At 41.8% G+C, this 9968-nt stretch carries 8 protein-coding genes and 2 pseudogenes; 3 read left to right on the top strand and 7 right to left on the bottom strand.

Features of this window, described 5'->3' with window-relative positions; genetic code table 11:
- Positions 1 to 169 (bottom strand): annotated as a pseudogene (locus G485_RS29290) (IS5/IS1182 family transposase); the annotation flags it as partial.
- A 61-nt stretch (positions 170 to 230) separates the two neighbouring features.
- Between G485_RS29290 and G485_RS26995 the strand changes: the two are divergent.
- Positions 231 to 710: a COG3415 family protein gene (locus G485_RS26995; RefSeq protein ID WP_051318350.1), complete on the top strand. Its 480-nt coding sequence runs from the start codon at positions 231 to 233 to the stop codon at positions 708 to 710.
- A 233-nt stretch (positions 711 to 943) separates the two neighbouring features.
- Positions 944 to 1246, top strand: coding sequence for a hypothetical protein (locus G485_RS0116625; protein WP_027093456.1), 303 nt, complete (start codon positions 944 to 946; stop codon positions 1244 to 1246).
- Positions 1247 to 1606: 360 nt separating this feature from the next.
- Here the strand turns inward: G485_RS0116625 and G485_RS0116615 are convergent, their stop codons facing one another.
- The 3 genes from G485_RS0116615 to G485_RS0116605 form a co-directional block, all read right to left on the bottom strand.
- Positions 1607 to 2005, bottom strand: a complete 399-nt coding sequence (locus G485_RS0116615) for a four helix bundle protein (RefSeq protein WP_240489178.1) — start codon at positions 2003 to 2005, stop codon at positions 1607 to 1609.
- Between the two features lie 45 nt (positions 2006 to 2050).
- Complete coding sequence (locus G485_RS28550) at positions 2051 to 4258, bottom strand: DnaB-like helicase C-terminal domain-containing protein (RefSeq protein ID WP_156922424.1); 2208 nt, start codon at positions 4256 to 4258, stop codon at positions 2051 to 2053.
- Positions 4259 to 4357: 99 nt separating this feature from the next.
- The gene (locus tag G485_RS0116605; RefSeq protein ID WP_027093452.1) at positions 4358 to 5275 is read right to left on the bottom strand and encodes a hypothetical protein; all 918 of its coding nucleotides are present in this window, start codon (positions 5273 to 5275) and stop codon (positions 4358 to 4360) included.
- A 374-nt stretch (positions 5276 to 5649) separates the two neighbouring features.
- On the opposite strand from G485_RS0116605, the gene G485_RS0116600 reads away from it, so the two are divergent.
- On the top strand, positions 5650 to 6129 hold the full coding sequence (locus G485_RS0116600; protein ID WP_027093451.1) for a hypothetical protein: 480 nt from the start codon (positions 5650 to 5652) through the stop codon (positions 6127 to 6129).
- A 62-nt stretch (positions 6130 to 6191) separates the two neighbouring features.
- On the opposite strand, the gene brxL is transcribed toward G485_RS0116600, so the two are convergent.
- From brxL to G485_RS26980, 3 genes and pseudogenes are all read right to left on the bottom strand, one after another.
- Complete coding sequence (brxL, locus tag G485_RS0116595; protein WP_027093450.1) at positions 6192 to 8246, bottom strand: protease Lon-related BREX system protein BrxL; 2055 nt, start codon at positions 8244 to 8246, stop codon at positions 6192 to 6194.
- 14 nt (positions 8247 to 8260) lie between these two features.
- Positions 8261 to 9652, bottom strand: a pseudogene (pglZ, locus tag G485_RS26985) (BREX-1 system phosphatase PglZ type A); the annotation flags it as partial.
- Between the two features lie 62 nt (positions 9653 to 9714).
- On the bottom strand, positions 9715 to 9968 hold a 254-nt coding region (locus tag G485_RS26980; RefSeq protein ID WP_035156775.1), incomplete at its 5' end, for a transposase.

Here is a 9968-nt window from a genome sequence, read left to right as displayed (position 1 = left end):
CAATGCGAACCGAATATGCTTTTTGACCGATGCCGATCGATGAGAAGGATTGGAAGTATTTCTCTTCCACTTTATCCCAAGGGATGAGTGCGGCAAGCTGTACCCAGCGATTCCCAGGATTAAGCTTCCCGCCAAAGGGTAAGTAGAAATTTTCCAACAGATCTGCCATATCCCGATTCGGCACGAACACGTTCGCTCACTCCATCTGCAAGGTTTTTTGCCAATTTTCTATGTTTTCCTTGCAGATAAATTCGACAAAAGTAGCTCAAATCCCTTGTGGAATAAGGATTTTTTGTTCGTTCAGCAAGCCCTATTTATTAACCCCACAACAAGCGGCAGAAGCCCTTGGTATTTCTAAAGTGACTTTAAATAAATACATCAAGCAAGGATTAGAGTGCCTGGATAATAAATCTCACAAAAAAATCCCTGCATATACCGTTGAAATTATGAAAGATCCTGTGTATTCGATCTTGATGCAAAAAACAGCTCAAGAGAAAAAGCTTCGAAATCAAACGCCGAAAGAACGTTTAGCTGAAATTAATTCGGAGATTGCTGAACTTCAATTGAAATACGGAAAAGAAACAGTTGACGAAGCTTTCGATGGTTACAATGGCGACGAAATGAATGATCCGGTCGATTACTATCTTTGGCAGGATCTTGAGAAGGAAAAACGCGAAATCATCAAGATGAGTGGAGGGAAGAAGACTTGAGTCAAAGAAGACAAACAGAAACCCTCCCTGCTTAGTTCACACTCTCCCTAAACCAATCATAAGCCTAATTGTTATTAAGGATGATTCACCAAAACAACAATAGACAAACAGAGAGTTGCACACGTACAGAATTTTCACTCTCTATTCCCATCCCCAATTTTTTCCTTTATAATACGATATAACTAACGAGAACGTATATTCGCACCATATTTAACGAAAGGAAACTGCATGTTATGAATGTAACGCTTGAACAATCGCAGCTGCCAACACCATCAGATATTCGGATAACGATTTCACAACTACAGGATCAAACCAAACGGTTGCTGTTCGAAATTTTAATCGAGGATCTATCGAGCAAAGAAGTAACAAAATATGACTTGTTTGCACTCCAAGCAAAGAGCGAAGAGCTTGTGAAAAAGATTGATGAGAAACTGGAACAATTCGGAAACTATGTCGAAGTAGACAAAGAATTGCTTGAAGATCTTGAGGACTTGATTTTTAGGATCAATCAAATTATCGAGGTTGCCATTGGATGAAAAGTAATCAAGATTTCGGCCAAAGCAGAAATCGTAAAAAAATGAATGGGGGATTGAATACCATGCTTAGTTATGATTATGGGGTCGCTTGTGATGGTGAGGGTAATATCATTGAAAATTTCGAGATGGATTATGTTAGCATTGAGGCGGGTGATCGATGTAATTGTTTGGCGTGTGCCGAAAATGATGATTATTTCGAGGAAAGACTCAGGAATTACTTTTAAGTAAGTAAATCGCGGCGGGTCTTTAGACTTGTCGCAATTTAAGAAAAATTCAGGTTGTAACCCTATCTTGATTGCTATGTAAACCCATGGGGGAGTTCCCCCAAGGCTATCTTATTTGCAAATGGCTCAATTCATGTTACGCCGACTCATCCCGCAATCCTTCAAACCGCTTAAACATTCCAGCAATAATTCTGCGTATTTCCTGTGCCTTTTCCTCTAATCTCGCACATGTTTCTTCATTAATATATCCCTTGCGACAAGCTCTACCAACCCAATACTTAACTTCGTTAGCTGAACCAAAAGCGATAGTAAGATGGTAACGCTCCCTGTTAACGTAGGGCAATCCATTGGATTCGGCAATATTTGCTCCTATACTGGTTACAGCCCGAACAAGCTGATCTTCAAGGCGGTATCGCTCAATTGGCGGAAATGTTTTTACGATTTCATCAACCTCATCTTCTAAGGCTATTGCCTTCTGGTATACCGTCAGTTTTTTGAAGTCCTTCATTAAAAACTCATTCGTCAGTGCTCTCATTCAAGTCCCCCTCACCATTTTTCAGTTTTATCTCAGTAGCCGCAGTTATTCTGCTACGCAGCGAAAAAAATTGAACTTTGCATGATAAGCAAAATCCACCCTTGCCCAAGCAATACCATTTCGCTGTTTCAATATGACCAACTCAATCGAGCGGATGGGTTTGGCTTTCGCTTCATGGATGGCATCTCTACGAGTCGTTTCATCTTTTTGCTGAGCCAGTTGACCCATGTTTTTTAATTGAAGTGCCATCACAACATCCGCAGAGTATTCGATAATACCCGACTCTTTAAAGCTCTCAAACCCTACCGTCTGATTGTAATTACTTCGATTAAATGAAGAGACCACAATGACCGGAACATCAAAGTCACGACTGATTAGCTTGAGCTGTGAAACATTATACTCGACCGTTTGTTTATCCCCCATATTCGCCCTTGACGGAGCTTGTAGGATTTGAAGATAATCTACGAAGACAACAAACCGATCAAACTGCTCCTTAAACTTTTGAACTTGCTCACGTATTTGATGAACATCTGTCTGGATGGAACCTTCTTCTATTTTCAAGAAGTTCCCTTTTTGGTAGTATGCGTTTATGACTCCTTCTAAAGTTTGCTTCGGTACATTCCCTTTCAAAATATCGATGGCAGTATACGCATTTTTCCCATCCAATATATAGGATTGTCTGGAAATGCTTTTGCTGACCATTTCCTTTTTGCTCATTTCCAGTGAAAAAAACAAAACGGGAATTTGTTGCCCTGCAATCGTATCTGCCATTTGATGAATAAATGTAGTTTTTCCAAGAGAACTGATCGCCCCCAAAACATACAACCCTGGAATTAAGCCACCTGAAAGCTTTTCATCCAATTCTGCAAATCCCGTCGAAATTGGACGCACGCCGCTTTCCATAACTTCAGTGAAGAAGCTTTTCAAGTATTCTGCTACAAACCTTTCATTGTTTTGCTTCATTTCTTGTTGGATTCCATTCACAGTTTGATTTACCATTCTTTCAAACTCCTTTCTGTTTGCTATTAAATATTCATTTGCGTCCTTATACTGCCGAGGCACTTCCATCGTATAGAGCGGAACCCCCAGTTCATGGAACTTTTCTTGGAATTTCTGCTTCAGTTTTTGACCAGCATCATCGTTGTCCGGAACCAACACAAATTTTGTATTGTCGTGAACGTCCAAATGAAGCATTAAGTGTTCAAAAAACATTTTGGCATTGGATGTTCCGTTCAAAGCAATACATGGATAGTCGAACTCCTCAACGGATAAGGCATCAAAAATCCCTTCGGTTATGAAAATAATCTTGGAGTTACACGATTCCAGGTAACGCAAGTTAAAGATGCTTACAGGCATACCAGGAAGGTTGTATGTTTTCACTGGCATCTCTTTGTAATATGGCGGCACGCTGCTCTCATCAAGTCTTGAGATAAAATAGTGGCACTTACCGTCAGTTCCCCATATGGGTAGAACGAATTTGTACAATTCAAGGAATGAAGTCTTTCCTTGAATTTGACTGTAATATTTTTGGGCAAAATTCAAACCCGTAGCGGAATACCCAAGTTTATATGCACGAATAGTCTTGTCGGTTAATCCGCGATCACGAAAATAGTTCGTCTTTCCGACATCCCGATGAGCGATTTCGACCAGTTCCGTAAAATCAATTTGATTTAAAGTGGTTGTCATCCCTTGAGTTGGACTTGCTGTGATCAGGTGTATTTGTTTGCTTTCCGAAAAACGTTTTGGGTCATCCACCATAGATAACGAATCCATACCAGCCAGCTCTAATGTCTTTTTAATCGCCTCATGTTGGGATAAGTTTTCATATTCCATGAGGAAGTCAATAATCGTGCCAGACCTTCCGCAACCTGCGAAAGTTCGATAATACTGCTGATCGGGTCTAATCAAAAAGTGATTTTTTTTGCCGCAAAACGGGCATGGATTCACTACATAATAATCTCTGCGACGTTTTGCTTTAGTAGCCGTGGCTCGTTCAATATATAGCAACAAGTCAATTTTTTGTTTTGCCATATCAATTAGTTGGTCGCTCATTGTACGTGCCCCCTTTAGACGAATTGATTCTGCTCCATGCTTACAACATTTTTCATTTATAAATGAAACTTGTTTTTGGTTTTTTGCATTGTTTGGCAAGAGCGACCAAGCGGCTCTTGCCAAAGCATTAAGTTTATTAGTTTTATTAAACTTATTAGAGTTGCTGAAATGCCGAAAAACCTTGATGTAATGCGTTCTCAAAAGCACGGGTTCCTGGCTTAGTGTATCGTTATCCCTGACCAAGTGTATGAGTTTGCCTACCTTGGTGTATGAATCTTCCTGACATAGTGTAGGTTATTGTCAGCTTACTTTGGTGTTTGACAACGGTTCTACCGATTCGGAACCAACTTGATGATTCGAATTCAACATATACACGTTCTGGAAGACAATGACTGCTTCCGAAAACTTGACCAAATCGTTCTGTATAATTGGCGTGACAGGAAAACGATATCCTTCCTTGCTTAACAAATAGAATGCATTATTCAACAATTGCTGGTAATATTGACAGCCTTGTTTTTTAATTTGAGAGTCCGTCATACCGAGAAATTTGAGTAATGTTCCGATTTTGACTTTATGATTATCAAGCCCACTCAATTGTGCGAATTTCAGTGATAACATTGCCGCAACCCATTCATGTTTTGAGTGATAACTGAAGAATTGTTTATGAAGCCAAGTAAATGTCTTAGGCGATAGATGCTGTATCCAATCGCCCATGGTAATCTGAACTCCTCTGCCAGCTTGTTTATACTGTAAGAGTGCCCCGCTTGCGTAATAGGTCTGCTTCTTATTTTTCCCTTTGATTGAGATGCCAATGGATTGCAACAACTCAAGATCTTCCAAAAGCCTCTTCTGATTTTCTGATCGGCGGCTAATGCGACGAATCTCATAGAAATCCTTCAAGTCGAGCATAAAGCCGGTGCTACGAGCATTCCGCCAAGTGTAAAGCAAATATAGTAAGAGCTGAACTTGCGAAAGTCGTATTCTTTCCATAGCTTCTACTTCCAGATCCACTCCAAGCTTTTGCATATCCAGGGCAATTTGATTTTCCTCTTGTAATTGGCAGATTAACTCGCATGCATTATATGGATTGACTTTGGCATTCTTCAGCTTCATGACTCCTTCACAAATCTGCATCACTACATCATTGACGGGAACCGCAACAAAAAGCTGTTTACACGCTTCCGCCATTTCCATCGAATCATTTTCATTTTCTATCATTTCTTATCCCCCCCTCTCTCTCGTTTGTGTCATTATTCTATCAAGTACACAAATCTATAGTTGCAAAAAACGGTCGTATAGTGTCTGACCCCATTCAATGCCTTGATATTACTGGCTTCTGTCCCCTTGACATGATTAAGGATAGGAATTGTAGAGGGCTTGACAACCACTAATTGAGCGGAATATGAATAAACACACCGCTGCGGCCGCAACGGTGTGTCACCTTTTTCTTCACTACTATTTCTATAATATGGCTTCGTCATCGCCGCGGCGGAACAACAGTAGCTAAAACTCCTTCCGCGTCCCATTACGAATAATATTTTTACTCGAATCTATAATACTATCATCCTATAAATGAAGGGAGAGTTTAATGAATGAATAAGGAAACATTCTTTACAATGCCACACGACAAACGAGCGGAGGAGGTGAATAAATTACTCGAGTCGTCAACCTTAAAGGAAGTCGCCGATAAAATCGGGGTCAATTACAGTTCATTCACCAAGGAGATGCAATCCGGGGACTACGTTTTTATCCAGCGTGATAACCGCTATTACAAATTCTTGAGGGATCCAAACAGCAAACCACTACCAACAACACAGACCGGATACGCCAAAGAACTGCACTTCCTACATGAGAACCTGGACAAGCTTAAACAATTGATCGCCAACGATAAGTCTCCACTGGTGTTGGATCAGCGGATCTATGCAAAGAATTCTCAGTTTACCGTGAAGAGCATTAAGATGAATGATGACATTTACGGCATGTTCACACAATACTGCGATGAGAACTATCCGCATTTCAGAATTCAGGATCTAATCGCTCAGTCATTGCTGGATTTTATCGAAAAGTATTGAATGGAATGGGAAAAAGGAGCCTCGTAACCTAATCATTTATCGAGGCTCCTTCATGTATTTTCTCAGCTTACCCCTAACGCCTTGAATACCGCATCGGTAGGATCGGAATAAAACACTGGCTGAACCTTAATTAGCAAATCTGCTGGAACGGTTTGAAAGTCCACAACGGATGCGGCTGGTATCAGCACTTTTTTCGCTCCTGCGTCCACGCACACCTGTAAAACATTCGCAAACTCTTCGACTTTGGCAATGGTTCCTCCAACGGTCATGTTACCTAATACCACCATACTCTCTTGAACTGGTCTTTCCAACGCCCCCGAACACAATCCGACCAGTTCAGCAATAGCCAGCTCACTCGTTAATCCAATACCTTGCAGATCACTGATATGCATAAGATAGTCCTTCGTCTTGGTACTAATCGTGCCGCTAATGCTTTTGCAATTCGCCGTAAAGTAACGGAACGCAGTATCCAGGCTTTCTTTTGCCCCTCGATGAGACCCAACGCCCGATTTTTCGAACTTACCCGTACCTGATACGACTTGATTCTCCAGCTTGTATACGCCAATCATTCCTGAATCTCCGTGGCCAACGGTGTATACGTGACCTGGTTTACCCAAGCCTTCGGGAATCAGCTTGCCGCCGCCTTGTTCTGGAACGGATACATATTCCTCGTTCAGTGTCTCCCTGTCAATGTAGGAGAAGTGGACATCGTAAAATTCCATGCCACCGATCTTTTTGAGTTGTTCCTTTACCCTTCTTCGCCCTTCAAGTGCATATCTCAGGATCTCTTCTACATCTTCTTTCGTATACTCGCCATTTGGATATAGAAGCTTAATAAGTCCTGAGACTGTCTTTTTTACAGCATTCACATCACGCTGATTTAAGTTATTGCCCAGCTTAAAATATTTATCAATGGCATCCGAAAAGATTCTTTTCCGCATCTCCCTGAAAAATTCCGCCAAATAATCAACAATAAAGCCATATTTGTCGGTTAAAAATTCAGGTCGCATTTTCGGGATTTCCCAGCCAGGGAGATAATAGTGCATCCGATCAAAGAAAGCAGTATCATTCGCCATTGCTTCAGGGAACGGTGCAAACAAGTGTGAAGTCTTGATGAGTGAATCCAAACTCTGATTGATGTTCCCGACAAAAACCATCGAGGCTGTCGCCGCTTTTTCTTCCTTCCCCCTCGCAAACGATCCAGAAGCCATATAGTCCTTCATGATTTGAATCCCATCTTTATCCTTGAACTGGATTCCCGCCACTTCATCGAAAGCGACCGTATCCCACAAACCGACCAATCCAACCTTCTTCGTGGACATATTGTAAAACAAATTCGCTACGGTCGTTTGCCCACCAGACACCAAGATCGAGTTTGGAGAGATCTCTTTATATACATGAGACTTACCCGTTCCTCTTGGACCCAGCTCACACATGTTGTAGTTGTTCTCAACAAGCGGCACAAGTCTCAAAAGGAGATGCCATTTCACCCTCTCTTCCAAATGGGTTGGCTCCATCCCTGTCGAGCGAATGAGTACATCAATCCATTCCTCTTTGGTGAAGCTTTTCCTGCCTTCCATGATCTCATTCAAGTCCATATTGGGTAGCTGGATGGGCTTCAGACTACTGATGCTGAATGGATTCATGTTTCTGACTTCCTCATCGAAGAAGTATTCCATCTTCAGCATGCACCAAATCCCACCAGCCAGTAGTTTATCATACTCCTTGACATAGTTGGGCGAAATGGGAACTCCTTTAAGACCCAGGTTTGAAAATTCCGCTTCATAGGTATCGATCTTCGGGTTCAGAGTTACAGTAACCTTATCGATAATGGAATATTGTCCGATCTCCCGAATTCTCGATTTAATCTTCTCCGCTTCATCGGGTCTAACAAAATTCTCGGCAAGGATCTTCTTCACCCGTTCCAATCCTTCTCGGATACTCTCCTCGTCATCTGTCGCCGCATACATGCCCAACAAGTATTCCAATACGTAAACGGGAACATTGGCTCCTTCTTTAATCATCTTGGTTAAATCTTTGCGAACGACCCTACCCGAAAACACTTCATTCAGCTTTCGGTCTAAATCTATAGAATGATCTTCTCTGAGTTCCTCCATCTGCGTCCCCCTCACTAAAAGTCAAAATCACTTACGATCCCCAGATTAATGGTAAAAGGTATCTTCTCTACAATTACGTTTGTCTCAGTGTCCTTGATGATAAGGTAATATTCTTTATTCTTATCGTAAGGAACGGACTTCAAAGCAAACCGAAGCTTGAATGTCCGTTCTTCTGGTTTATCAAAAGTTCTGTCGCAAATCAACGTTTCTTCATTGCTGATAACAGAATCGTTATCATCGACCATATAGATCTTTACGGTTCGAGGAATCCGTTTATCCTCGACCTTTTCGGTTTGGAAGAAGGTTAAGTTGAACAAGCTATTGGTAATCTTCCTGGACGTGTTTGTAAGTTTTACGTCTACTTTTTCGATTTCCCGACTATTCTTCTGTCCGCTTCGGATGTTTTTGAATTGAATAAGTGGAACGACAATTTCCTGGAGGCTTGCTCCGCCGTGAACATAATTGACTCCTGAACCCTGCATCTTAAAACGGATCGTCGCTTTTGGAACGTATGCCGTAATACGGTGTTCGTTTTGTATCAATGAATCTAAGCTGATGTCGAGCAGACCACTTTTCTCACCCGATTCTTGGGACAGCAGATATCTTCTCTTAACTTCAAAAGCATGGATGCCTTCTTTCTCAATTTTATCGCTTTCTTCTAACGCTTCCCGCTGATACACGAACCCATGATCGGCTGTGACGAAAATGTTCGTACCGCTAAGGTCGTCTCGAATGATCTTGATGATGTTATAGATCTCATCAATCGCCTTTTCCGCCGCTGTAAACGTGTATATCTCGGTGGAGGCTTTATCCCCCATGGCATCAATACTGTCATGGTAAATGTAAATGAGCTTCTTACCCTTAAAATGTTCCCTTCTCCCTGCCTTGTTCATGGCTAACAAATCTTGAAAATGCACCGCTGTACTATCAGATACAGCCTCCTGCAAAATTTCGATTCGATTCTCCAGACCGCTGGAGGATTTACTGTCTACCAGCACTCTCCCGTTCAAATCAATTTCCAGATTTTTATGCGGGAGCAGGGATGCCATCCCAAGTTTCGTCACGGATGGGATAACCCCTAACAACGGCTGAATCTCACAGGCTCCTGTTGTTTCCGAATTGAGCTTGTCCGAAAGCTCCGCCGCTATTTCATAACGAAGGGCATCGGAAATGATGACGAATACCCGATCACCTTGGTGTATTTTTGGAGCAACGAAACTTCTGTAAAAATCCTTTTGATTTTGAATCCCCGGTATCATCCAGCTTGTTTTCATCTTATCATGCACCGCGGCGGACCAATGTGAGCTTAATTCGCCCATATACCAGTTGGTATACAAGTTTTCAACCATGACTTTAAGCTTTTTTAGGATTTCGCTGTTTGTTTCATTGTCATATGCCACATAGAACTTTCTGTAGTAAGTAGGGCTTGCTGAACAAGATCAATTTAAGCTGCTCCCAACGCATGAGCCTAGACCGTGATTTTCTTTGCGGTTTTCATGCAAAAAATCGGACGGAACGCAATGAATCTGAAAAAAGAGAAAAAAAGAACCCGCAGTCGCCGTTCCAGGTTCATAACCAGAAACTGGATAGCGATGACAGTTAAACTTGTATGAGCACCGCGGGAGCAAATTCGGCCCAAACCCAACTTGCGTTTGCCTTCGCCGAACTTTCCTTCGATCGCATTGCGCTGTGCAGCGTCTTGCTTCTCTTGCTTTCGATCAT

Origin of the sequence: Cohnella thermotolerans DSM 17683 (assembly GCF_000429825.1) — a bacterium.
Classification (GTDB): domain Bacteria; phylum Bacillota; class Bacilli; order Paenibacillales; family Paenibacillaceae; genus Cohnella; species Cohnella thermotolerans.
This window is presented reverse-complemented; position numbering and strand designations above follow the sequence as displayed.

Bases quoted from the DNA above. Each gene is read 5' to 3' on its own strand.
- G485_RS0116600 (WP_027093451.1), top strand. From the start codon at position 5,650: ATGAATAAGGAAACATTCTTTACAATGCCACACGACAAACGAGCGGAG.
- G485_RS0116615 (WP_240489178.1), bottom strand. From the start codon at position 2,005: ATGAGAGCACTGACGAATGAGTTTTTAATGAAGGACTTCAAAAAACTG.
- G485_RS0116625 (WP_027093456.1), top strand. From the start codon at position 944: ATGAATGTAACGCTTGAACAATCGCAGCTGCCAACACCATCAGATATT.
- G485_RS26995 (WP_051318350.1), top strand. From the start codon at position 231: ATGTTTTCCTTGCAGATAAATTCGACAAAAGTAGCTCAAATCCCTTGT.
- brxL (WP_027093450.1), bottom strand. From the start codon at position 8,246: ATGGAGGAACTCAGAGAAGATCATTCTATAGATTTAGACCGAAAGCTG.
- G485_RS0116605 (WP_027093452.1), bottom strand. From the start codon at position 5,275: ATGATAGAAAATGAAAATGATTCGATGGAAATGGCGGAAGCGTGTAAA.